Genomic DNA, 23,972 nt, shown 5'->3' with positions numbered 1-23,972 from the left:
TATCGAATGGTGTGTCTTCAGGAATGCGAGTTTCCATGTTTTATCTCCTTGAATATGCTGGAGATACAATGCCTTTTTGCTAATTATGTTCCAAAAAGGAATAGGAAAGATCTAAAGTTAAGATCGAGATCATCATGGTGGGGCATTTTCTTTTGAAACTTTGTTTAAAGCGCGTTCATAGAGAGTTTTTGTTGATCATAAAAAAGGGTGTGAAAACGACAAGGTACGCTTATAGGGCTTTATGAGGTCATAATAATATGGATGCTTCTTTGTTTATATTCTTTCATAAATTTGAATTTTTATCTCATGACAACGTCTTGGTCGATAAACATATGATAAGCGTTACGAATGGGAATATATTTATGTTTCATGAATAAAAGCACACTTTGTATAGAGAGCTCTTCTTTGTGTTTTCGCTATTGTATTCTTTTGACAAATGCTTTTCTTTTTGATTGTATCAAAAAGTTTAAAGAGAGACCTTGTTAGGATATAAAATGTTTCGTTCAACTTTTTTTAAAAATCGTGAAATCTATGGACCTCTTTGTATTGGCTTTGATCCGAGCCATAAAGTTTTGCAATCGTGGAAACTAAGCTTTGATTATAAAGGTCTAAAAGATTTTTGTGATATTCTCTTAACAGCAGTTGTGGGTAAAGTAGGTATTATAAAGCCGCAAGTCGCATTTTTTGAATTATATGGTGTGGAAGGTCTTCAAGCTCTGAAAGAACTGATTGAAAATGCACACGAACAAGGCATATTGGTTCTGGCGGATGCAAAAAGGGGGGATATTGGCTCTACTGCTGAAGCCTATGGTAAGGCTTGGCTTGGTTCAAGCAGTGCGTTCAAAGCTGATGCCATGACAATTAATCCTTTTTTGGGTTTTGATGCTCTTATTCCTCTGATAAAGGTTGCTGAAGAAACAGGAGCAGGGGTTTTTGTAGTGGTTCAGTCTTCTAATCCAGAGGGGAAACAAATACGAAATGCGCTTATTGGTGACCAGACACTCTCTCTTCATCTTGCACAGTGTATTTGTGATTATAATAGTCAGTCTTCGGTTCTCCATCATAATATTGGCCCCATAGGTGCGGTTATAGGAGCGACATTAGGATCTGAATCAAAAGATACAATTGAGCAGTTAAACAGTAGTCTGTTTCTCGTTCCAGGTATTGGCACCCAAGGTGGAACAATGACACAACTAGCAAATCAATTTCCACAAAGACTTTGGCAGAATGTTATTCCCTCTGTATCACGCTCTATTACAGATGCTGGACGAAATATTGTTGATTTAAAAAATGTTATCAATCATTTTGCAGAACAAGCGCAAAGCACACTGATGTCTTGAGGATTTTTGCATCTGTAATAAATCTGAAGAATTCTGAGAGGGAGGGCTTTTGAGGGGGATGTTTCCGATTTATCCAGAATCAACAGTTGCTTTGTGGTTTCTTTCAACAAGCACAGATGTCTTTTCATTGAATGTTAAGCGTGCATTTCATGTTGAGCGGGGGGCTATGTTCCTATTGAAAATGCAAATATTTTCAGTAGATTGCCTTAAGGGTAAAGGTTTGCATTTTTTAAAAGCAAAAGCTTATGCATATTGTTACCAGTTTCCAGTTGATAAAGGTATTGCAGCGTTTGTTTCTATAAGATAGACACACGTTATCGGTGAATATATATTGTTGTTAGAGAAAAATATGTTATCAAAACAAGAAAAAACCAAAGCCCGTTTACCCCGTGGGTTTGTTGATCGTACAAGTGCACAGTTGTATGCAACTGAAACAATGATTGCGCAAATTCGTGAAGTTTATGAACTTTATGGTTTTGAAGCACTGGAAACACCAATTTTTGAATATACAGATGTGCTGGGTAAGTTTTTACCGGATTCAGATCGTCCAAATGCGGGCGTTTTTTCGCTACAAGATGATGATGAGCAATGGATGTCTTTGCGCTATGATCTGACTGCTCCTCTTGCTCGTTATTTTGCAGAGAATTTTGAAGTTTTGCCAAAACCTTATCGCAGTTATCGTCTTGGCTTTGTTTTTCGCAATGAAAAACCAGGTCCAGGGCGGTTTCGGCAATTTATGCAGTTTGATGCGGATATTGTTGGAACACCAACGGTAGCAGCTGATGCCGAAATTTGTATGATGGCAGCCGATAGTTTGGAAAAACTAGGGTTTCAGCATCATGAATATGCCATTCGTCTGAATAACCGAAAAATTCTCGATTGCGTTTTAGAGAAAATTGGTTTGGGGGGAAATGAGCAGGCTGAAAAGCGCTTAACTGTCTTAAGAGCAATTGATAAACTGGATAAATTTGGTTCTAAAGGGGTGCGTTTGCTTTTGGGAAAAGGGCGTTTGGATGAAAGTGGTGACTTTACAAAAGGGGCGGAGCTTAAGGATAAAGAGATTGAGTGTATTCTTACCTTAACTGCTGCTGGAGCTGAAACAGCAGAAGAAACGCTTGAGGCTCTTAAAGAAGTGGTTGGTGATCATGTTCAAGGGCGTGAGGGAATTCGTGAGCTTGAGGAAATGCAAGCAATTTTTGCCGCAAATGGTTTTCAGAATCGTATCAAGATTGATCCATCGGTGGTGCGTGGACTGGATTATTATACAGGTCCTGTCTTTGAGGCTACGTTGCTGTTTGATGTTTTCAATGATGATGGGCAGAAAGTTGTTTTTGGCTCCGTTGGTGGTGGTGGGCGCTATGATGGATTGGTGGCACGCTTTCGTGGTGAAAACATTCCAGCAACAGGTTTTTCAATCGGGGTCTCACGCTTGATCGCTGCTTTGCAAAATCTTGGAAAGTTGCCTATGAAGGAGACAACAGGGCCGGTTGTGGTGCTGATGATGGATAAAGAGCCAGAGGCGGTTGCTGGTTATCAAAAAATGGTGATGCAGTTGCGTGGTGCGGGAATTCGTGCTGAGCTCTATTTGGGGGCATCGGGGATAAAAGCGCAGATGAAATATGCGGATCGACGCCAAGCGCCTTGTGTGGTTATCCAAGGCTCACAAGAACGTGAGAGCGGAAAAATACAGATTAAAGATTTGATTGAAGGGGCGCGGTTATCTCATGAGATCAAAGATAATCAAACATGGCGTGAAAGTCGACCAGCACAAGTGACGGTTGATGAAGATCAATTGGTCAAAACGGTACAGAATATTTTAGCTACCCAAAAGTGATAATGGTAAAAGTCTTTATCGAAAGGATTACCTGAAATATTCGGAAAAGTTGAGATTCAATTTTTGAAATTTGTGCTTTGCTCGTTTATACGTGCTGGCACACGCGTTCAAAAGTGGGGTTTTGAAGTGCGTGCGGCATAAAAGAGAGATTTTTTAAGAGATAAAAGTAAGCGCTATTCGCTATAAAATGTGCCCTTCTGAGGATGCGATGATAATGCATTAAAATGTGCAAAAAAAATAGTAACGAACAAAAACTCTGAGAAAATTAAAGGGTTTCACGTAATGCTTCTGAAAAAGTTTATAAAATATTGACAGTTTATATTGGCTTCATCTTTGAATTCTCATCTATGAGTATCAAATCCTTTGATGTTCTCTTCTTGGACATTACAAAATCTAGCCTTATTGCAAAAGGAGGGAGAACTAGAGCGTTTTATCCTAAAAAACTTTTTAAGCTTCAAAAAACAATGGAATGACTTAAATCGAACAATTTTTTACAGGAGCATGTTTGGATGAATTGTAAGCTGCTATAATGGTAACCTACTGATAATATGCATTTTTCATAAAATCAATTCTTTAACGGAGAAATGAAAATGGTCCAATATGATTTTACTCTGCTCTATGAACGAAATCCCTTTATTCTTGAAAGACCTGAGAATATTGGAAAATCATTTAAACTTCCTCCTTCAAATTTCGGATTTGAAGATCTTCCGCAAATTACCTTTTCAGGCGCCTCGTCATGTCGGCGTATGATTTTTGGGTTATCATTTAATGGTATGAAAGCATTTTTTGTGATGTTGTGGCAATTAGGGAAAATGTTAGATGAGGGGGATAATGTGGATTTATGGTTTGATCAGATAACATTGGATCTTGATATTCTTGAAGAATTTTTGACTTGCGATCTTTCAATTCAAGAACCAGAATATCTTAATTTTGAAAGTTTTAAAGAAGGTATCAAAGAATTAGAAACAAATAAAATTGTAGCGAAGGGGACAAAAAAAGATTGTTATTTCATCAATCCAGATATTTTTGGTCTTCCTGAATGTGATGAAGATTTTGAGTTCGATGAAGAGGAAGAGATAGAAGCACGTTTTACGGTAGAATACCCGAATAAACAACTCCTTTAACCGTTTTTCTCTTAGAGAAAAATAAAAGCTTAGAATAAATGGCTATGAGAACAGTAATGAGTTTGTTTATGGTATGTGAATTGGAATGTTTGCGGGATTTGTTTTGATTGAATCTTCTTTATAAACGGTTCTTTATGCAGAGCTGTTTTTATGCCGTGTTTGATTATTTTTTATGAGACATAACTCAATTTGAACTGTGCGCCTCTTCAAACAAATGTTTGATCTGTATTTTCTCTCTTGATGCTTTTGTGTACCTTGCAGTCTTAATGTTCACAGCTTTCGCCTTTGAAAGCATTTACGAGAAGCATTTTCACTCTTTTTAATGGTTTATTCATATGCCAATCCCCCTTGCTAATGAGCAAAAAAATAGTTTTAAGGGATTCAATATAAGAAGGGATAAAATAAAACAATCTTATGATATTCGGCTCCTCTCATTTAATATGAGAAATTATAAATCAAACCATTTTCAACATAAAGTTTTTCTCAACATGAGGAGCTCAGCGTTGATTTTGCATAGTTTATCTATATGTTAATCCTTGATGTTTCCGAGAGAGTTTTGCATGAATTTGCGCATTTGGCAATTGCATCAGCATTTTTTGATAGCGTGCAACAGCTTTTAATTCTTTGATTTTTTAGTACCACAACGGGGCCAGATTTTTCATCAGCAATTTTTCAAGCTTTTACAAAGCCGTTAGAACATAAAATATTTATTGAAAAAATTATTGCTTTAATCTTTTCTCACAGAAGGCACACAATAAACTTATAGGGTCTGCTTTCACGAATAGATGTTGCAAAAAATAAACGACACAAACTTTCCTGCTCAGGAAATTTGTGTCGTAAAATTTTGTTTAAATGGACGATTCGGGGTTGGAATTAGCTTTTCAAGGCTTTTAAAACATTTTGTGGTGAAGAAACTTCGTAAGGATCTGTTGCACAATTATCTGAAAAACCTGCTTCTTCGAACCATTGTTCAACCACACCATCATTAATAACAGCTGCATAGCGCCATGATCGCATGCCGAAACCAACATTGTCTTTTGCAACCAGCATACCCATTTTGCGTGTGAACTCACCAGAGCCATCGGGAATTAATTTCACGTTTTTGATATTTTGTGCTTTTCCCCAAGCATTCATGACAAAAGCATCATTGACGGAAAGGCAATAAATTTCATCAATACCAGCGTGTTTAAATTCATCATAGAGTTTTTCAAAGTCAGGCAGCTGAAAGGTTGAGCAAGTAGGGGTAAAAGCTCCAGGAAGAGAAAAAAGAATAACACGCTTTCCTTTAAAGTAAGCATCGCTGCTAACTTCTTGCCACCGATAAGGATTGTCTCCAGCCATTGATTCATCGCGTACGCGTGTGTGGAATGTTACATTGGGAACTGTTTTTTTCATCATCATGATGCTCCTGTATTCTTTTACGAAAATTTTGTTTTAAAACAGCCTTCGTATTTAAAAACATATGGGAAAGATCGTTTTAAATAAAAGGGCTTCTTAAAAAATTCTTACTTCTAACGAGTGTGCAAATATTTCACACTTCCGTCAAGTAGAATTAATGGTCGACTTTGGATACTCTTCACCTTAAAATTATAGGAAAGAATATAAAGGTATGGATATGACCATAAAGACAGTTTTGACCACGGCTTTTGAGGGGCAAAAACCGGGAACATCTGGTTTGCGCAAAAAAGTGTCTGTTTTTCAACAACCCCATTATGTAGAAAACTTTATACAGTCTCTTTTTAATAACATTGGGCCTCTTGAAGGAAAAATGTTAATTCTTGGGGGGGATGGGCGCACTTTTAATCGTACTATCCTTCAGATTGTGTTGAAGATGGCAGCGGCGCATGGTGTCTCTCTTATTAAAATGGGAAGGGGCGGTATTCTTTCTACACCTGCTGTTTCGCATCTTATTCGTAAAACTCATGCCCATGGTGGACTTATTCTTTCTGCAAGCCATAATCCTGGTGGTCCAGAAGGAGATTGTGGTATTAAATATAATATTTCTAATGGGGGACCCGCTCCTAATTCTTTATGTGATGCTATTTTTGCAACATCGCAACGTCTTTCTTTTTATAAAATTCTTGAAGCACCAGATGTTGATTTAGATAGGCAAGGTACGATCTTTATGGGAGCCATGCGGATTGATATTATTGATCCTGTCGCTGATTATGTTGCTTTGATGCAGGAGCTTTTTGATTTTGACTGTATTGCCAAGGCTGTTGCTCGAGGTCTTACTTTACGGTTTGATGCCATGCATGCGGTAACAGGGCCTTATGCTCATGAAATTTTTGAAAAATGCTTAGGATTTTCTGAAGGGACGGTGGTTAATGGTATTCCTTTGCCAGATTTTGGAGGTGGTCATCCAGATCCCAATTTGGTTTATGCTAAGGCTCTTTATGATTTATTGATGTCAGAGAAAGGACCAGATCTTGGCGCAGCCTCTGATGGTGATGGAGATCGTAACCTCATTATTGGTCGTGGGCAATTTGTTTCGCCGTCAGATTCTCTGGCTATTATGGCTGAGCATGCACACCTCATTAAAGGATATCGAAAAGGTGTTGTGGGGATAGCGCGTTCTATGCCGACGGGGCGTGCTGCTGATCTGGTCGCGGAAAAAAAAGGATTAAAATTTTTTGAAACACCAACGGGATGGAAGTTTTTTGGAACGCTTTTGGATGCGGGGAAAGTAACCTTTTGTGGTGAAGAAAGCTTTGGAACTGGGTCTCATCATATCCGTGAAAAAGATGGTTTATGGGCTGTCCTATTTTGGTTAAATCTTTTAGCGGTAACAGAAAAAACTGTCGCACAAATTGTTCAACAGCATTGGTACACCTATGGGCGTTTTTACACGTTACGGCATGATTATGAAGAAGTCGAAGCCGATAAAGCTTTGGAAATTATAGAACATTTGCGTGCACACTTACCACATTCAGGAACTGAAATTTCTGGATTTTTCGTCAAAAAAGCAGACGATTTTACATATCATGATCCTGTTGATCAGAGCGTTAGCACGCGGCAAGGTATCCGTATTTTTTTCAAGAATGGAGCACGGTTGGTAGTCCGTTTGTCGGGAACAGGAACACTGGGTGCTACTTTACGACTTTATTTTGAACAGTATGAAAGTGATCCACGCAAACACAATTTTAATCCGCAAGAAGTTCTCCAACCTTTGCAACAGGTGGCACTAAAACTACTAAACATACAACAAGTATTGGGACGAGACCACCCTGATATTATTACCTAAGATCATTGGAATGTTTTTTTGTAAAGGTATGATGATTGATCACATGGGGTATGTTTTTAGGGGCATGATTTTATTTGCCATAAGGAAGAGCTTAACTCCATTTTCAAGCTCGCTTTGTTTTTTTCACCTTTACATATCGATCCGATTCCTAAAACTGCGTGCTTCTTAAAACCGAATGCTGTAGGCAATTATAATCCAGCATAATCGGAGCATTTATGCCCAATGGTTTCTGATGGTTTGATAGAAGTGTTTGTTTAATAGGATGATGTTCCTCATGCAAAACAGAACACTGTCGTTATTGCGCATTTCATATGCTTATTTAAAAAGCCTCTCTCAATACACTTACGCCCTTCTTTATGGAATGCTGTTCATGTAGGAGATAACGGTAAATCCTCGAGAAGAATATAATGGTCGATATATATTGGATAATAAATTGATTTATAATAATAATTTAGTATTATTCAATTTGAATGAGAGCTCTCCAATATTGTAAGATTATCTCATCTCAAATCTATTCCATGTTGAATCAATTAAAACCATTCATTTGCACATAACAAGTGGGGAGAGCCGTGTGGATAAAAACTGTACAAAAAAGAACTAAAAACACCTCTTATGAATCAATCATCTTTTGTGCCAAGGGCAGTGACAACATTGAGCACCACCATTTTTATGAGAGAGTAAGCCCAGCTCCATCACACTTATTGATTAGTTCCCAATGTGCATCTTTCCACTTGTAACATGCAAGCGCAAGGCTTTGGTTGATTCAATAGAAGAGGATTTGAAATAAGAAAATCTTAAAATATTCGGGTGTTCTATTCAATATACAAAACCATTGATGATGATTATAAATCAACATATTCTCTAATATTATAACCGTTATTTTTACTTAAAATAAAAGGTCAAGTTAAGGCATCACTTTCTTTTCTCGCAATATTCAATCGTGCTTCGCTCTTTGAGAGAATTTATTAAGAGATGTTCCTTTTTTCATTTTTTATCCATTCGTTAATTTCATTTGTGACGGATAAGAAAATGATTTTGATTGATTTATAAGAGAGAATGAAGGGAGTAAATTTTATGATAGGTAGGGGCTTATTTAAGGTGTACAATGATAAATCATTCTTATAAATTAACGTCTTGTCTGTGGTGATCGCATTGACAAACATAGTTGGCAGATGGGGAATGAAACAAAGGGACGTATTTTTCTAAAATAATGGACAATAAGCATTTCTTGTTTTATGACCGTCATAATGAATGATTTTTCTAAAAAAGGGGAATTTATGACCCAATATCCCAAATGTCCTCGTTGTGATTGTCTTTATACTTATGAAGATGGTGAAAATTTTGTGTGTCCTGAATGCGCACATGAATGGCCACAAAAGAACGATGCCGCTGTTCTTTCCGATACTGTTTATGATGCCAATGGTCAGATTTTGACAAATGGCGATACTGTTATGGTGATAAAAGATCTGAAAGTAAAAGGCGCTTCATCTGTTTTAAAAGGGGGGACGAAGGTAAAGAATATTCGCTTGGTAGATGGGGATCATAATATTGATTGCAAAATTCCTGGGATTGGGCAGATGAGTTTAAAGTCGGAGTTTGTGAAAAAAGTTTAGACGTTTATCCTATTGCAATTGTTTTTGTATTTCTTTTCTTATTTCACTAATTATGCCAATCAGATAGATGCAATATATGCCCTTATTGGGATATAAAAGATACGTACAGCAATAATTTGATTTATAAAGATAATTCACTATTTTGCATGTTGAATGAGAGCTCCAGATCTGTTCCGTGTTGAATCAATCAAAATCATGTCTCTTGCATGTTACAGGCGGGGAGATCCGTGTGGAGTGACATGGTACAAGAAAGTAGTAAAAAGGCCTCTTATGAACCATCTCAAGTGCCAAGGGCTATTGCAACCTTGAGGGTTGGAAAAATATATATAGTAGAGAAATACTGACACTGTCTTTTCTTTTAAACATATTGTGATGAGAAGGGGTAGATGTTGATTTACAAGCAACAATAAAGGTATGCGCTTTATGAAGAGAACGATGCCGTAAAGTAACAAACTTATTTCTGCTGAATTGAAAAAATATTCCCACTTTTTCTCAAATGACTTCCAAAACAACCATAATAGATCTGATTTTACATTTATTTATTTTTACAAGTATTTGTACACATCTTCCTCGCTATATTTATGGAGATCAGATTCAAGGTGCTAGAGGGGAATTTTTGACTCAAAAATAGGAAAAGATCGGTACGAGATACTGATAAGGTAGCATCATCATGCATTTTTTTCCAGCTCTCAATGTTGCAACAGTTCCTATATTTAAAAGTGTTTATAAGCGCTATTAAAAATAGTTTTTGTTATTATCCAGTTTGTGCTGTGTAAGCGGACGATTTTCATTGATGCAATAAAAACAGAATTGAAATAAGAAGAATGTCAGAATTCTCATTCAAGTTGCAAAATATGATTTTTGTCAATTTTCTGCTACAACATATTGATTTATAATAATAAATTAGCGTTATTCATATTGAATTAGAATCCCGAATAACGTGGATTCTCTCATTTCAAATTTGTTCCATGTTGAATCAATTAAAATCACTTATTTGCACACCACAAGAGGGGCTGGCGTGTGGGTAAAAACTGTACAAGAAAGGATTAAAAATGGCTCTTATGAATCGTCTTAAGTGCCAAGGGCTGTCGCAACATTGGGGGCTGGCAGATATAATGATGGTGCCGGTTTGCTACAAGAAGTATTTTGCATGATTTTGTCGTTGGGAGAGCTGAGAAAGATGAAGCAAATGGGTACTCTATCTTGCAATGTTTTTTTGGGGATTTTCTTTTTTTGTAACGAGGTCGTGTTTTCCTAGTTAAAATTGCATGACAAGATTATGAAACAAAATAAATTTAAAATGCACATCCCTATGCGTTCTATTTCTGTCTATGCGATTGGTTTATTGAAACAACTTATGCTCTTAAGGGGCAGAAAGCTTTTTAAGGCATATGTGGAGGTGAAAGGTGAGCGAAGGGAGCATTTTATTTAGATTTTTTTACAGTACTGTATTTTTATGGCTGCATAGCTCACTTCTAAAATTTCAGGAATAAAATGATGTAAGATTTTTGCACTCCATGTTTGAGCGCTGTTGAAGAAGGGCAATCAATGTGGTTGTTTTACCTATTGAGGTCAATATTTATTGTGGCATGGCTTCAACGCCTAAAACTTCAGGGATAAAATGACGTAAAAGATTTTCAATACCATGTTTGAGGGTTGCCGTTGAAGAGGGACATCCAGCGCAGGCGCCGCGCATATTGAGATAAACAATACCATTTTCAAATCCACGAAAAGTAATGTCTCCACCATCATTGGCAACTGCGGGGCGGATACGCGTTTCAAGGAGCTCTTTAATGGTTAAGACAATATCAGCATCTTTTTCGTCATAAAATTCTTCGTTAAGGGCATGGGTTTGTGCTTGTGTTGTGGCGTTGGTGGTGATCACTGGCTCATTGGATAGAAAATGTTCCATAATTGTGCCTAAAATGACGGGCTTAAGATGTTGCCATTCTCCTTCTTTTTTGCTCACGGTGATAAAATCATAGCCTAAAAAGACACCATTGATATTGGGAATATTAAACAGTTTAGCCGCTAAAGGTGAGTTTTTAGCTGCTTCTTCACGGTCACGAAATTCTAATACGCCCTCAGAAAGAACCACGCGTCCTGGCAGGAATTTAAGTGTTGCAGGGTTTGGGGTGGTTTCAGTTTGAATAAACATAGATTCTCCTTTTATAATGAAGGCTTGGGAAGATCTTACATTGTAGAAAATTATATTTTTTAGGCAATAGATCTAATATCTTCATCGGCAAGATTGCTAGGAATAACAATGACAGGGATTGAAAAAGCTGTCCCTTTATTCCCGATTAATTGAACAAGGGGTCCTGGTCCTTCTGTATGTCCACTGGCTGCTAAAACAATCAGTGCAATCCTTTTATCTTCGTCGATCAGTTTAGAAATCTCATCAATTTTTTTTCCTTCACGCACTACTATTTCTGTTTCAAGCGCATGGGTGGTGCGGACTTCACTGGCAATGTCTCCTAATATTTTATGAGCACTTTGCTTTGATTCTGTACGCATAAGGTTGTTTACACCCAGAAAATGTTGAAATTCTACACTATCAACGACACAAAGTAATACCAATGTTCTACTGGTATTTTGGGCATGCTGTGCGGCAAACGCAACGGCACGCCGACACTCTGGTGTTTCATCGATAATAACTAAGTTTTTTTTCTTTGGTTCTTTTTTCGGATTTTGGGGTTTGGAAATCATGCACTTTCTCTATTTTGTACAAACGATTTTTTTGCTCTCTACAGTTTTTAGTTTTATTATTTTTATGTATCGTGCAAAAATCCAACAATTTCACGAATTTTTTTCATATTCTCTTCTGCAAGCATACTAGCACGTTTAGCGCCATCATGCAAAACAGAGTCGATATAACCGCTTTCTTTATGAAGGCGACGTAATTCTTCTGTTATAGGGGCAAGCTTATGGACAACAAGGTCGGCTAGAGCTGTTTTAAAATGCGAAAACTGTTGACCAGAAAATTCTAAAAGAATCTTTTCTTTGCTAACTTTGGCAAAGGCGGCATAAATACCAAGCAGGTTATCTACTTCTGGTCGTTCTTTTAAAGCGGCAAGGGTATCGGGAAGAGGGGCCGAATCCGTTTTGGCTTTACGTATTTTTTTTGCGATAAGATCAGCATCATCGGTCAAATTAATGCGTGAAAAATCTGAAGGATCTGATTTTGACATTTTTTTCGTCCCATCGCGCAAAGACATAACGCGTGTGGCTGTTGTTCCAATCAGTGCTTCTGGAAGAGGAAAAAAGCCTTGTCTTTTTTCTTCATCCGTTTGCATAGAGACGCCAAAATTTAATTCGGCAATACGCTGTGCATAGTCGTTGTTAAACTTTTGTGCAATATCGCGTGTGAGTTCAACATGCTGTTTTTGATCTTCGCCTACTGGAACATGCGTTGCACGATAGACTAAAATATCAGCAGCCATCAAAGTGGGATAAGCAAAAAGCCCGATGGATGCTTTTTCGCGATCTTTTCCCGCTTTATCTTTAAATTGTGTCATGCGTTGAAGCCAGCCGATACGGGCAACACAATTAAAAATCCAGGCGAGTTCAGCATGTTGAAAAACACGTGATTGGTTAAAAATAATGTGTTTTTGAGGATCAATACCGGCGGCTAAAAAAGCTGCTGTCACTGTTCTGGTGGATTCGCGTAAAGTAAGGGGATCTGGGTTGACTGTGAGCGCATGCATATCCACAACACAATAGAGACAGTGATGAGAGTTTTGCAGTTCAACCCAACGCTGAATGGCTCCAAGATAATTGCCAAGATGTAAATGACCACTCGGTTGTACGCCGGAAAAGACAAGTGGTGTGAAGGTATCCATAGGAGTGCTCTTTCTTCAATTAAGGTTATTCATTTTATTGTTTTTGACAAAGTATAGATATTATGAGCGTTTTTTCAAATTTTTAAGCGTGTGAAAAAAGGAACGGGTGTTGAATAAAAAATAGGTACTAAAATAGATAAAAAATATGCCAATCATGATCCCAGCTAAGGTGATCGCGCGCAAGAAAAAGGATGCTTGTGAGGATAAAGGAAAAGACAAAAAACTAAATACATTCAATCCGTAATAGAGGGCTAGTGCACTCAAAAGAGTTGCCATCATGAGACATAATATTCGCTTTATTAGTTGGAAGTCGTATTTCCAATAACCGCGTTTGATAAGGACACTCCACAGCAACAGGGTGTTGGCCCATCCAGAGGTAATTTCAGCAATAACAATGCCTCGTGCAGATAGAATAGGAAATAATGTTAAGGCGAGACCGATATTGATAAAAACGCAAATACCTGTAAAAACCATCGGTGTTTTGGTATCTTCATGGGCAAAAAAATTAGGAATAAAGACCTTAATAAGAACAAAAGCTGGAAGTCCTAGTCCATAAAGCTCCAGTAATTGTGCAACATGGTGTGTTGATTGACTGGTAAATTGTCCTCGTTCAAAGAGCAAACTGACAATGGGAGTGGAGAGCAGCAAAAAAGCGATGGATGCTGGAAGTGTTAACAACAATGTTAATTCAATAGAGCGGTTTTGTAAATGGTGGGTTTCTTTATGCTTTTTGCTCCGCAAAGCGCGTGTTAACTCTGGTAAAAGAACCGTTGCAACGGCAATGGCGATTACGCCTAAAGGCAATTGATAAAGACGATCCGCATACATTAAAGAAGAAACAGCACCTGATTGACTAGAAGCAATGTTGGTATTAATGAGCAAATTAATTTGCGTGATGCCACCCGTGATGGCTGCTGGAAATGCTAAAGTTAACAGCTTGCGAACATTAGGACTAAAATGGGGCTGGCGGAAGGAAATTTTCATTCCACTTTGACGTAAAGCAAGGGCAATTAAGGTGAGTTGAAGAAGCCCTGCTGCCAACACACCCCAAGAGAGATTTAAACCGATATGCCAAGCGTCAAGTTTATAGATCCAAGCATAGGCAAGCACACCAATCAGAACAATGTTTAAAAAGAGTGGAGCAATGGCGGCAATAAAATAGCGTCGTAGAGCATTAAGCATACCCCCCATCATGGCAGCAAGCGACATGCAGGTTAAATAGGGAAACATGATTGCAGTAAAGTGAATTGTAGCGTTAAATTTTGTTACATCTTCTGTAAAACCTGGAGCAATAATGGTTCGTACCAAAAAAGGCATACTGAGTTCCATCGCAATCGTTAACAGTAAGAGCAGTGAAAAGAGAACGCCAAAGACCTCTTCTGCAAATTTGCATGCCGTTTCGTGGCCTTCTTCAGTGATTTTTTTTGCAAAAAGAGGAATGAAAGCAGCGTTAAAGGCACCTTCAGCAAAAAAACGACGAAATGTATTGGGAAAACGAAAAGCAGCGTTAAAGGCATCAGAAACAGGACCTGTCCCTAGGGCTGCTGCCATAAGCATTTCGCGTACGAAGCCAAAAATACGGCTCATGAGGGTTCCGGAAGCAACTGTCGCAATTTTTTTAATCAATGTCATAAAGATATATCAACTTTGTTGTAAAAGAGAAGCGATGACAGGAGAAATAAACTGTTTTAAATCGTAAAAATCTGATCTCTATCCTAATCAAGGAGACTTTTTGAAAGCGTTTTACGACGGTGTTTATCTTTCTGTCAACAATGGTGCTTGAAGACTTTTTTATGCTCCTTGTTTACTGTTGCATTAAAATTTTTATTGTTGCCATAAAATAATTAAAATTTCTTTTTCAAACTGAAATATGCGAGTGATATCATAACAGTTTGAAGGGATATATAATGATCATTTCCCTTTATGGTGTGATATCGTGAATAGTGTAAGCCAATACCGTTCTGTTTTATGTGAGGGGTGTGACCCTATTAAAAGAACGCCAATAAAATAAAAGCGTGGAGCAATGCGCCATTTCCATTATTTATTCATTATTAAGAAAACAGCGCTTTAGATCTTTTAAAAAGTCGTAAGGCTGAGCTAAAAGGTAATGGTAAAGTTGGTGATTGGTTTTCACTTTTACGGCTTTATGTTTTCCCCAAATTTGCCGGCCCTCCCATTTTAGAGATTACATAAACAAGAGGATAGGAAGACATGATCTTTCAACAGCATTTTTCCTGTTCAGGTTTCTTTTCACAGTTGATGAGGATAAAATCTGAGGAAATAAGATAAAAATTACTCTCTCATGGTTTCCATTCTCTTTGAGGTGCGATTGATTTGCCGATGAAGGCAAGGGGGATAAAGGCTATCATTTTTACCAGAGGGGGCGAAAAAGTTAAAGTTTATGAACCTTTTAGACATTCATTGCCATTGCTTTTGCGTGTGCCGTTTTGTGAGGTTGAATATTTTCTTGTCTTTTGGGATTCTGATTGACGTTTTCTGTCATTTTTTGCACTTTAATTGCCTCTTTATCAAGAGTGTTGGAACATTTTTTTTCATTGTTTTTCTTTATAGATTGATGCTGGTTTGGTGCGAAACGCTCATCGAATTTATGATTATAAAAATACATGGGTTGTATATGCTGTTCTATCTCTTTTATCTGCTTGACTATTTCCATAATCTCTTTTGCTTTGATGGTTGATGTGCCAAGACTCTTCGCAAGTCTTTCAGGATTATTTTCTTTTATAGCTTCATGCTCGCTTGAGGATAAGCGCTCATTGATTTTTTTGATATAAGTCCTTATCTCCCCCCTTAATTCGGGAGAGTTTGATAACGTTTCTTGCTGTTGTGTTTTTGACACGGAAAAGAGATTTGTTATCCAAGCTTTAGGTATTTCTACCGACTGTTCACACCGCCTTTGTTTTACATGATGGGTATGGAGAATGTCTCTTTCTGTTTGTTTAGAAATATTGATATAACGATCAATGGCTTTACAGAGGGGCAAAATATTTGCTTCAGCATGGGCGCGCGCGTTGTTTTTTATGCCAAATACATTGCTACCAGAAAGCTTAGAAATAGATTGGGGGGAGGTGGAAATTTGATAGGAGAGTTGTTCTCCTTCAGTATGATTTTCATGGATCATCTCAATTCTTTCCCGCAAAATATGACGATTGCCATAAATGATTTGGCACAAAGTTTCTATTTCTTTTCTTTTTGCTTGAATGGAAACGTTGTTTTTTATCCTTGTGGCAATTTCATTGTTGGTAAGGGGGGCTATTGTTTGTGCGGGGATAAGCACTTCTTGCTGGTTTTGAATTTTTGGTGCTGTAAAGGAGAGAGCGTCACCGATTTTTAATGTCTGTATTTGCTCTGGGGTGAGATCTTTTTTATTTCCCAAGATGAAAATTCCGTTAGCATCAAGCATAAAGCCATTGGGTCCACTGCCTCTGTAAAAGCCTTTATAGGTATGACCTTCTTTTGCTGTTATAATAAGATGATGATGAATACTCTCAAGCCCGATATGTTTCATACTGTCCATGAATTCTTTTAAAATAAGTATTTTTTCTGGATTTGAGATATCTTCAAGCAGATGTTTCATTTCTTCTTTATCGTTATGTTTTAGCGATGCAATGCTGGCAAGATTCATACGTTTTTCTGTTACAAGAGAAAAGTCGAGTGTGTGGCCAGCAACTTGCCCAAGTTTTTCAAAAAACATTCGTTGCGTGCGTCCATTACCTTCTCTGAAAGGATGGGTATAGTTGAGCTGTATCAACATTTCAGTGACATATTCAACAAATGTTTCGCAGGTTAAGCCTTTTAAACTATTCGTTTCAGCAAGTATTTTATCTAAATTTTCTAGTCCCTCCTGTATCTGTTTTGCTGAGGCAAAAGAAATACCAGCTTTTTTCATCATTGGCATATAAGCAACGGTACCATCTTCAAATGTAAATGGTTTTTCGCGTGTTTGTCCGGCCCATTCAAAAGTATTTTTAAATAGGGTGTGATGAATATATTGGAGATATGTGGAGGTTAGTTTTTGTGGTGGCGCTTCTTGGCGCAGATGAATGATTGCTTTTGTTGTATCATGGGCACATTGCACTTTTAATTTTCCGTAGTCTTTTATTCCATATTTATTCTTTAAGGTGATACTATTGGGGTAAAAGAAATTACGGTGTATTGTCTTATTTTCTTCGGTTTCAGGTGGTGATGATAATTTCTCTTGTAAGGTGAGAGGGATTGTGTCCGTTTTTCTTGTACCAGTATCCCAGTATGCCATTGCTTTTTTGATAGGCTGTTTTTCTATTTCTGGATGATCAGAGCGTGTTTCCTTTGTCATTTTGACAGATATTGGATCATTTGTCGCTGTATTATTGCTTTGTAAAATGTTTTTTTGAAAATCTTTTTGCATTTGCCTCATAGCGGAAGCCGATTGAACAATTGGTTGTGTCATTTGTTCTTTTTCTTGTGCTTGCAAACTTTTGGGCATAACTTCAACGCTGTCATGTAAAACATGAGAGGCAATCCATGGTGAAAAATAGGATTTTCCCTTTTTCTTTGTTTGAATGGATGTTTTGTCTTTGCTCTTTTCAGTTATTTCATCGTTTTTAAGAGTGGCTCTTTTTTCTTCTTTTTCTTCTGGAAGCAATGTTTTTTTCTGGTTTTTTTCTGGTTTTTGAACTTTTGGTGCTGTAAAGGAGAGGGCGTCACCGATTTTTAATGTCTGTATTTGCTCTGGGGTGAGATCTTTTTTATTTCCCAAGATGAAAATGCCGTTGGCATCAAGCATGAAGCCATTGGGTCCACTGCCTCTATAGGTACCATGATAGGTTTCTCCTTCTTTTGCAACGACAGCGAGATGATAATTTTTTTCATCTAATCCAAGCTCTCTCATAGAGTTGGTGAATTCTCGTAAGAGGAGCAATTTTTCTGGATTTGAGATATCCTCAAGAAGATGCTTCATAGGCTCTGGGTCGCCATGTTCCATGGCAGCGACGCGGACAAAGTTTTTACGTTTTTTGCTCACAAGAGAAAAGTCTAGCTCATGTCCTGCTGCTTGAGAGAGTTTTTCAACAAACAGTCTCTTTGTGCGCCTATTGCCCTCTCTGAAAGGATGCAAGTGGTGCAAATCTATCATTATACCAGCTGCTTGTTCAACGAATTCTTCGCGAGTTAAGTCTTGTAAATTATTCTTTTCAGCAAGTGTTTTATCTAACTTTTCTAGTTCCTCCTGTATTTTTCTGCCAATCGCAAAAGGTTTTGTAAATTCTTTTCTTTTCAAAATGGGCATAGAAGCAACAGTGCCATCTTCAAATGTAAAAGGCTCTTCGCGCGTTTGTCCGGCCCATTCAAATGTGCGGGAAAAGAGGCGTTGATGAAGGTATTTTAGATAAGAGGCATTAAACTGCTCTGGTAGAGGTTCTTGGTGCAGTTTTATCATTTCTTCTTTTACATCATTAGAACAGCGTTCTTTTAATATTTCGTTATCTTTGATGCGGTATTTATTTTTAAGCACTTTGCTATTGGGGTAGAAAAATTTTTGCGCTTCTTCATTGATTTGCTTTGAAATGGCTGCATTAATTGCAGAGTGTTGTTCTTGCAATTCTTCCGGTGTAGAGGAGGCACAATGTTCTGTGTTTTCTTTCATGCATATTTCCTTTCAAATGGTAACATTATTTTTTTAAAATCTTCTTTTTTACATTTTTTGCCTTTTATTATTTTCATAGCGTTTTCTTCAAAGAAGAGTGCCTATTTGAATGATTGAAAAAATTGACCTTATTCGCATGGAACAAAGTTAAAGTTTGTAATTTTTATGAAGTATTATCGTGAAATTTTATCAATGAATTCTGTAAAATAATGGGGTGCCTTATTCAAAGTTTTCTGTATTTCATACACCGTTTTTGGTGCAATCTTGGCAAGATAATTGCACCAAAGTTTTGTATGAAAAGTCAACGATGATTAGACTATCACGACAAAGCCATTGCTTTTGATGTTTCGGTTCTGCGCGGTCGAACATGCGGTTGATGTTCTTGTCTAGAAGTTTCTGCAATTTCTTGATGCCGCTTTGCTGTTGAGCGTTCAGGTAGCTTTGAGGGCTGCGATAAGTTTTGCTGCTGTTGCAATTTTTTATCGAGATCGTTAAGCGGTTGATGACGTTTTTGTTGTTCTGCCTGATGGTTTTGCACAATGGTTTCTCTTAACTGTTTTACGGTTTCAGCATAATCCTTAATGGCGGTACAAAGGGTAGGAAGATTTTCTTCAGCAGCTTTTCGTGCTCCGTTTTTTAAGCCAAGGACTTGCTTACCAGCAAGAGGAGCAAAAGATGTACAATCCTTTTCAATTTGAAATACAATTTCTTCTCCTATCTCTGGAATTTTGTGCATATCTTCTATTCTATATTGCAAAATAAATGGATCCTTATAAACAATTTGGCACCAATATTGGATCTCTCTTTGACCATATTGAACCGATGGATCTTGTTGAACTCTGCGAGCAATTTCCTGATTTGAGAGAGGTTTTATTTTCTTTTCTGAATTGAGCGGATTTTGTAAATGTTGATTTGTTAGCTCTTCCTCCTGTGTTTGTCGCTGATGTTGTTGTTCCGTGTGAGGACCTTGAGAAATACTTTCACTTTTTGTATATTTTGAAGTATACACATAACCGTTAATAGCAGCACATAGGGTAGGAAGAGTTTCTTCAGCTTGTTTGCGCGCATGATTTTTTATGCCAAGAACTTTTCTACCAGCAAGCTTAGAAATAGACTTAGGCCGTTCTGTAACATCCCATAAGAGCTGTTCTCCCATATCGGGGTTTTCTTTGATTGCTTCTATTCTTTCACTTAAAATAAGCCGTTCGCCATAAACCTTTTCGCACAAAAATCGTATTTCTTCTTGATATGCTACGAGCAATAGCTCTCTTTCCATTGTATTAATAGATGGTTTTTGTTCGTGAGACGGTTTTGGTTGTTCAATTGCTGTGTGTGGAGAGGAAGTTTTTGGGACGACAGTATCGCTTTGTTTTCTGTTTTCCATACGGTGCGGTTTTCTTGAAGGCGGGACGGCATATGTTCCACTGTCTTGTGATGATGAACTGCTTTGCTGCCTGACTTTCATATGTGATGATGTTTTGGGTCTAACACTTGGTTCGTGTGTTTCAGGATTTTGAATTTTTGTGCTGTTTTGTGCTCTTTCTCTCATGCGTGGGGGAAGGGGCGGAGCCACTTTTGTCTGTAGAGAAGGGGATTCTTGAGCAGTTGGTTTATTTTGTTCTCTATCTTTTGCACGCGGTGGTCTTTGTGGGGCCATTTTTATGCGCGTGGAGGGGCTTTCTTGGGTTTCATGCTTTTGGATTTTTGCGTCGGCTTGTGTTTTTTCTCTCATACGTGGGGGCGGGGGCGGAGCCATTTTTTTTTGCGGGGAAGGGGACTCTTGAACTGTTGGTCTATGTTGTTGCCTCTCTTTTGCACGTGGAGGTCTTTGTGGAGCTGTTTTTGTGTGCGGAGAGGAGTGTTCTTGGATTTTTGAGTTGGAGATTTTTGTGCCGGTTTGTGTTTTTTCTCTCATGCGTGGAGGAGGGGGGGGAGCCACTTTTGTCTGTAGGAAGGGGGACTCTTGAACTGTCGGTTTATGTTGTTGTCTCTCTTTTACACGCTGAGGTTTTGGCGGAGCTGCTTTTTTTTGTGGGGGAGGTGTCTCTTGGTTTTTGGTGTTAGGAGGCATTGTGCTGGTTTGCACTGGGCTTTTCATACGTGGGGGAGGTGGTGGAGCAACTTTTGGGTGGTGGGATAAATTTTCTGGGCGTTTTTGTACAGTTGGTTTTGGCAAACTTTGAGAAACTTGGGGAGGGGGGGGGCTGGTGGGGGATTGTTCAGCCTGTTGTTGAAATTTTTCCATCATTTCGGTGATAAAAGGGGAGGGATTTCTTTTTTTCATGCATGTTCCTTTCAAACTCTTTCAATATTGTTTTTAAATACTATTTAAAAACATGTGTTGGTTTTTATTCTGTTTTATGCTTTTTCACTTACTCTAATATGAAAGAGAATATGAAACTGAGAAGCTTCACAAGATTTGACTCTCATGGTTCAGATCATAATCACTCTCTAAATATTGTTTGATCAATAGCTGAGATTAAGTAGCGGAGGAATGAATTTCCCCATTTCTTGGCGCAAATCACCTCTGCTATGGTTGCGCCAAGACGTTGGATTCAACGTGAAAACTTATGTCTGTTTAACTGGCAAAAGCCATCGCTTTTGGGGCGGCAGTTTTGCGAGGACGAATATCTGTTTCTCTTTGTTGAGTAGAGGTTGTTGCTCCTTCATGCGTTACTGTTGAAAGCTCAACGCGTTGAGCAGACTGTGAGACGCTTTGTTGTTGATGCAAGATTTGCGCTCTCTCAGAAGATGCTTCATTGTGTCCTTGTTTTGTCTGCTGAGTTTTTGAAAGGCTCTCTCTTACTTGTGTTACAGCTGTTGCATAATTGTCAGCGGCGTCAATGAGGTGAGAAAGACCCGCTTCAGCATGTCTGCGTGCTTGATTTTTAAAGCCACAAAAGTTATGACCAGCGTACTTGTGAAAAGATTGAGGATTTCCGACAAGTTGCTGTGCGAGTGCTTCTATTGTTTCAGGGTTTTGGAAAAGCTCTTCTGTTTGTGATTGCAAAATGTTTTCGTTCCCAAAAACAACTTTACACCAATATTGGATTTGGGCGCGGTGTCTTTTGACTTTTGAATGTTGTTGAATTTGGGTAGAAATTTCTGTCTCTGAAAGAGTTTCTTTTTCACGATGATCTGGTTTTTGCAGAAGTTTAGCGACGGCTTCCTTCCCCATTAAGCGTTCATAGTTTTTGAGTTCTTGCTCTGGAGATTGTAAGAGGCTCTCTCTTGCCTGTTTTACAGCTTCTGTATAACAATCAACGGTGATACTGAGAGCGGAATAACTCTCTTCCGCGTGTCTACGTACTCGACTTTTGAAGCCAAACGCGCTGGTGCCGGAAAGTTTAGCAAAACTTTCAGGATATGCTGCCATGCGCCATGAGAGCTCTTCTCCTGCAGCGGGATCTCTTTGAATTTCCTGCATTTTTTCTTGCAAAATGTTTGGGTTACCATAGGCACTTGCGGATAAACGTTGGATTTCCTCTTGATAGGTTCGAACCAATGAATGGTGTGGAAGCAATAGAATGATTTCTTCCTCTGAGAGAACTCTTGTTGTCCTTTGGGTAACTTGTGAAGTAACTGTTGAGTGTGTCGTTTCAGGTTTTTGCTGCCTTTTGGTAGAGCTGCCTCTTGTTAACGAAGCTGTTCGATTTGTTGATGCATGTACAGTTTCTTCGCTTAAAAGAGATTGTCTTTCCTCATCTTCTTCCGGTATAGATGATAGTCTTTTGCTTTTTGAAGGTGTTTCTTTAGGAAGGGGGGCTGCGCCTGAGACCTCTGCCGCCGCTTGTTCATAGAGTTTTATAAGTTCTTGTATTGAAGAGGATGGAAAAGGATGAGGGTGTTTTTTTTTCATGCATGTTTCCTTTCAAAAATTGTTTTAGAAAACCTCTTTGGAGCACTCTTGCCTTTTATGCTTGGATTGCTTTGAGATAAAGGAAGATATCGAACTGAATGAGCTCCAAAGATCTGCGCTATTTTTAATCAGCTTAATGGACATTTGTGTCTTTTCTACAGTTTTTTTGTGAAATATTATCAATAAGTTATCAATAGTTATCGTGAATTACAGGCGCCATTTTTAGGACTATTTTTTGTAACATTCTAAAACAATTCTTGGCGCAATCGCAATGAAACGATTTGCGCCAAGAAACTCACTGAAAAAAAGATTACATGAAAAACAAAAACTATCTGTTTTTATGTTTATGCCCCCTTACATGGCATAAGAAAATCCTTTTTCTCCATGTCTTTGTCGTTGAGGGCTGTGCTCTGGACTATTGTGTTCTTGTCCTCTTGTGTGATGATGACGATGATGATGGTGTTTCTCAACTTGCTGAGAATTTTCTTGACGGCGTCTTTGTTCCGCTAGAGGGGTTTGCGATAGCCTCTCTGTGGCTCTTTCTACAGCCTTTGTATAATCATCAATGGCGTCAACAAGCGATTTAAAACCCTCTTCAGCTTCTTTGCGTGTTTGACTTTTTAGTCCAAGTGCGGTACGGCCCGCAAGCTTATGTATAGACTCAGGATCTTCAGCAAGTTGATCTGAAAGCTCTTTTCCTTTATTGGGATCTGTAAGTATGCTTTGCAAATGTTTTTGGAAAATTGTATCATTGCCATAAACAATTTTACTCCAATGTATAACCTCTTCTGCACGTGCTTGGACCTGTCGATTTTTTAAAAGCATTACACTCTTTTGGTCAGTTGTGAGAGAAGGTGAAGGCTTTCCTCTTTGGTGCGGAGCAACCGTTGTATAGTCGGTTTCAGGATCTTCTGTCCTTTGATGTTTACCTCTTGAAGAAGCGGTAACGCTGCTAACGGATGCGTATGTAACCTCAGCTTCGCGTTTTGGGGGAGCAACCTCTGTATAATCGGTTTCAGGATTTTCTCTTCCCCGATCAGGATGTCTCCCTCTTGAAGGAGAAACACTGCTAACGGATGCGTATAGAACTTCCTCTTCTGGGGTTGGTCCGCGCTGGTTTCCTCTGTTTGGTTTATTAACTTGTGCATAGAGGGGCTCTGTGCTCTGGGGTTGTGGGTGACTTTTTTTCATGGCTGTTTCCTTTCAATATTTTTAGAAAACCTCTTTGGTGCATTCCCCACTTTTAGTTTTGATAACTTTTATATAAAGGAAGATATCCAACCGAATGACCTCCAAAGATTTTGCGCTATTCATATCGATAGGTAATGAACATTTATGTCTTTTATACAGTTTTTTTATGAAATTTTATCAATAAGTTATGATAAATTATAGGATCCACTTTTAGAACTATTTTTTGTAATATTTTAAAACAACTCTTGGTGCAATCACGATAAAATGATTTGCACCAAGAAACT

Annotated in this window: 15 protein-coding genes and 1 pseudogene; 7 read left to right on the top strand and 9 right to left on the bottom strand. The window is 38.2% G+C overall.

Features of this window, described 5'->3' with window-relative positions:
* Positions 1-494: 494 nt before the first annotated feature.
* The 4 genes from pyrF (at position 495) to ACFINA_RS06420 (ending at position 4,298) form a co-directional block, all read left to right on the top strand.
* Positions 495-1,340: an orotidine-5'-phosphate decarboxylase gene (gene pyrF, locus ACFINA_RS06435; RefSeq protein WP_375607231.1), complete on the top strand. Its 846-nt coding sequence runs from the start codon at positions 495-497 to the stop codon at positions 1,338-1,340.
* Between the two features lie 58 nt (positions 1,341-1,398).
* The gene (locus ACFINA_RS06430) at positions 1,399-1,647 is read left to right on the top strand and encodes a hypothetical protein (protein ID WP_375615262.1); all 249 of its coding nucleotides are present in this window, start codon (positions 1,399-1,401) and stop codon (positions 1,645-1,647) included.
* 42 nt (positions 1,648-1,689) lie between these two features.
* Positions 1,690-3,174 carry a histidine--tRNA ligase gene (hisS, locus tag ACFINA_RS06425; protein WP_375614708.1) on the top strand — a complete coding sequence of 495 codons (1,485 nt, stop codon included), beginning with the start codon at positions 1,690-1,692 and terminating at the stop codon, positions 3,172-3,174.
* Positions 3,175-3,764: 590 nt separating this feature from the next.
* The gene (locus ACFINA_RS06420) at positions 3,765-4,298 is read left to right on the top strand and encodes a replication protein (RefSeq protein WP_375607234.1); all 534 of its coding nucleotides are present in this window, start codon (positions 3,765-3,767) and stop codon (positions 4,296-4,298) included.
* A gap of 873 nt (positions 4,299-5,171) precedes the next feature.
* Here the strand turns inward: ACFINA_RS06420 and ACFINA_RS06415 are convergent.
* A complete protein-coding gene (locus tag ACFINA_RS06415) occupies positions 5,172-5,696 on the bottom strand; it encodes a peroxiredoxin (protein WP_375607278.1) in 525 nt (174 codons plus the stop codon).
* A 217-nt stretch (positions 5,697-5,913) separates the two neighbouring features.
* Between ACFINA_RS06415 and ACFINA_RS06410 the strand changes: the two genes are divergently transcribed.
* From ACFINA_RS06410 to ACFINA_RS06400, 3 genes and pseudogenes are all read left to right on the top strand, one after another.
* Positions 5,914-7,542 carry an alpha-D-glucose phosphate-specific phosphoglucomutase gene (locus ACFINA_RS06410; RefSeq protein ID WP_375607235.1) on the top strand — a complete coding sequence of 543 codons (1,629 nt, stop codon included), beginning with the start codon at positions 5,914-5,916 and terminating at the stop codon, positions 7,540-7,542.
* A gap of 1,277 nt (positions 7,543-8,819) precedes the next feature.
* The gene (locus ACFINA_RS06405; RefSeq protein ID WP_375607236.1) at positions 8,820-9,155 is read left to right on the top strand and encodes a zinc ribbon domain-containing protein YjdM; all 336 of its coding nucleotides are present in this window, start codon (positions 8,820-8,822) and stop codon (positions 9,153-9,155) included.
* 1,052 nt (positions 9,156-10,207) lie between these two features.
* Positions 10,208-10,290 (top strand): annotated as a pseudogene (locus tag ACFINA_RS06400) (DUF4102 domain-containing protein); the annotation flags it as partial.
* A gap of 444 nt (positions 10,291-10,734) precedes the next feature.
* Here the strand turns inward: ACFINA_RS06400 and ACFINA_RS06395 are convergent.
* The 8 genes from ACFINA_RS06395 to ACFINA_RS06360 all read right to left on the bottom strand — a co-directional run bounded on the left by ACFINA_RS06395 (position 10,735) and on the right by ACFINA_RS06360 (position 23,688).
* Positions 10,735-11,313, bottom strand: a complete 579-nt coding sequence (locus tag ACFINA_RS06395) for a NifU family protein (protein ID WP_375607237.1) — start codon at positions 11,311-11,313, stop codon at positions 10,735-10,737.
* A 59-nt stretch (positions 11,314-11,372) separates the two neighbouring features.
* The gene (locus ACFINA_RS06390; protein WP_375607238.1) at positions 11,373-11,864 is read right to left on the bottom strand and encodes a universal stress protein; all 492 of its coding nucleotides are present in this window, start codon (positions 11,862-11,864) and stop codon (positions 11,373-11,375) included.
* Positions 11,865-11,926: 62 nt separating this feature from the next.
* Positions 11,927-12,997: a tryptophan--tRNA ligase gene (trpS, locus tag ACFINA_RS06385; RefSeq protein ID WP_375607239.1), complete on the bottom strand. Its 1,071-nt coding sequence runs from the start codon at positions 12,995-12,997 to the stop codon at positions 11,927-11,929.
* A gap of 60 nt (positions 12,998-13,057) precedes the next feature.
* A complete protein-coding gene (murJ, locus tag ACFINA_RS06380) occupies positions 13,058-14,629 on the bottom strand; it encodes a murein biosynthesis integral membrane protein MurJ (RefSeq protein ID WP_375615261.1) in 1,572 nt (523 codons plus the stop codon).
* A 778-nt stretch (positions 14,630-15,407) separates the two neighbouring features.
* Positions 15,408-18,638 carry a BID domain-containing T4SS effector gene (locus ACFINA_RS06375; protein WP_375615260.1) on the bottom strand — a complete coding sequence of 1,077 codons (3,231 nt, stop codon included), beginning with the start codon at positions 18,636-18,638 and terminating at the stop codon, positions 15,408-15,410.
* A 319-nt stretch (positions 18,639-18,957) separates the two neighbouring features.
* On the bottom strand, positions 18,958-20,922 hold the full coding sequence (locus ACFINA_RS06370; protein WP_375615259.1) for a BID domain-containing T4SS effector: 1,965 nt from the start codon (positions 20,920-20,922) through the stop codon (positions 18,958-18,960).
* A gap of 294 nt (positions 20,923-21,216) precedes the next feature.
* Complete coding sequence (locus tag ACFINA_RS06365) at positions 21,217-22,497, bottom strand: BID domain-containing T4SS effector (protein WP_375615258.1); 1,281 nt, start codon at positions 22,495-22,497, stop codon at positions 21,217-21,219.
* Between the two features lie 354 nt (positions 22,498-22,851).
* A complete protein-coding gene (locus ACFINA_RS06360; RefSeq protein WP_375615257.1) occupies positions 22,852-23,688 on the bottom strand; it encodes a BID domain-containing T4SS effector in 837 nt (278 codons plus the stop codon).
* Positions 23,689-23,972 lie beyond the last annotated feature (284 nt).

It is taken from the genome of Bartonella sp. AC10YNML (assembly GCF_042196825.1).
GTDB lineage: Bacteria > Pseudomonadota > Alphaproteobacteria > Rhizobiales > Rhizobiaceae > Bartonella.
The sequence above is the reverse complement of the archived record's forward strand: the minus strand, read 5'-3'. Positions and strand labels throughout refer to the sequence as shown.

Excerpts from the sequence above, each read along its gene's own strand:
- trpS (WP_375607239.1), bottom strand. The coding sequence starts at position 12,997 with ATGGATACCTTCACACCACTTGTCTTTTCCGGCGTACAACCGAGTGGT.
- ACFINA_RS06365 (WP_375615258.1), bottom strand. The coding sequence starts at position 22,497 with ATGAAAAAAAAACACCCTCATCCTTTTCCATCCTCTTCAATACAAGAA.
- ACFINA_RS06410 (WP_375607235.1), top strand. The coding sequence starts at position 5,914 with ATGACCATAAAGACAGTTTTGACCACGGCTTTTGAGGGGCAAAAACCG.
- ACFINA_RS06395 (WP_375607237.1), bottom strand. The coding sequence starts at position 11,313 with ATGTTTATTCAAACTGAAACCACCCCAAACCCTGCAACACTTAAATTC.
- ACFINA_RS06415 (WP_375607278.1), bottom strand. The coding sequence starts at position 5,696 with ATGATGAAAAAAACAGTTCCCAATGTAACATTCCACACACGCGTACGC.
- ACFINA_RS06420 (WP_375607234.1), top strand. The coding sequence starts at position 3,765 with ATGGTCCAATATGATTTTACTCTGCTCTATGAACGAAATCCCTTTATT.
- ACFINA_RS06430 (WP_375615262.1), top strand. The coding sequence starts at position 1,399 with ATGTTTCCGATTTATCCAGAATCAACAGTTGCTTTGTGGTTTCTTTCA.
- ACFINA_RS06405 (WP_375607236.1), top strand. The coding sequence starts at position 8,820 with ATGACCCAATATCCCAAATGTCCTCGTTGTGATTGTCTTTATACTTAT.
- hisS (WP_375614708.1), top strand. The coding sequence starts at position 1,690 with ATGTTATCAAAACAAGAAAAAACCAAAGCCCGTTTACCCCGTGGGTTT.
- ACFINA_RS06375 (WP_375615260.1), bottom strand. The coding sequence starts at position 18,638 with ATGAAAGAAAACACAGAACATTGTGCCTCCTCTACACCGGAAGAATTG.
- ACFINA_RS06370 (WP_375615259.1), bottom strand. The coding sequence starts at position 20,922 with ATGAAAAAAAGAAATCCCTCCCCTTTTATCACCGAAATGATGGAAAAA.
- ACFINA_RS06360 (WP_375615257.1), bottom strand. The coding sequence starts at position 23,688 with ATGAAAAAAAGTCACCCACAACCCCAGAGCACAGAGCCCCTCTATGCA.
- ACFINA_RS06390 (WP_375607238.1), bottom strand. The coding sequence starts at position 11,864 with ATGATTTCCAAACCCCAAAATCCGAAAAAAGAACCAAAGAAAAAAAAC.
- pyrF (WP_375607231.1), top strand. The coding sequence starts at position 495 with ATGTTTCGTTCAACTTTTTTTAAAAATCGTGAAATCTATGGACCTCTT.
- murJ (WP_375615261.1), bottom strand. The coding sequence starts at position 14,629 with ATGACATTGATTAAAAAAATTGCGACAGTTGCTTCCGGAACCCTCATG.